The sequence below is a fragment of the Bradyrhizobium sp. P2_E8 genome (genome assembly GCF_056403875.1).
In genome coordinates, this window is the sequence record NZ_JBFUES010001864.1 from 1 (window position 1) to 598 (window position 598).

Sequence of the window (598 nt, forward strand, 5' to 3'; positions counted from 1 at the left end):
GCCTTGATCTGTCCGTCGGCGCCAATGTCGCGCTGTCGGCCTGCATCGCCGGAACCGTGATCCACGAGACCGGCTCGCCCGCGCTCGGCATCCTCACAGGGCTTGCCTGCGGCGGCATCGTTGGCCTGCTCAACGGCGTCATGGTTACCGCCCTGCGCATCCCCTCCTTCATCGCCACCTATGGCATGCTCTGGGTGCTGAACGGCCTCACCTACTGGTACATGGCGGGCGAGACCCTTCACGGTTTTCCGGCAGGTTTCCGCCAGATCGGCAGCGGCTATTTGTTCGGCCTGCCAATCCCGGTTTACCTGCTGCTGGTCTTCCTCGGGATCGGAACGCTGTTTGCGCAGCGAACGATCTGGGGCCAGGAGATCTATGCAATCGGCGCCAATCCGGTCGCCGCCCGCCTCTCCGGCATCCCGGTCGCGCGCCGCCTGCTGCTGGTCTATGCCGTCTCCGGCACCATGGCCGGGCTTGCCTCGATCATCTTCCTGTCCCGGCTCAATTCGGCCGAGGCCGACATCGGCGAAAGCCTGACGCTGCCTGCGATCGCGGCCGTGCTGATCGGCGGCACCTCGCTGTTCGGCGGCGTCGGCAC

1 protein-coding gene is annotated in these 598 nt (G+C 66.4%); it reads left to right on the forward strand.

The window, feature by feature from the left end:
* A partial coding sequence (locus AC1D00_RS44380) for an ABC transporter permease (RefSeq protein ID WP_477015111.1) occupies positions 1-598 on the forward strand: 598 nt, incomplete at both ends.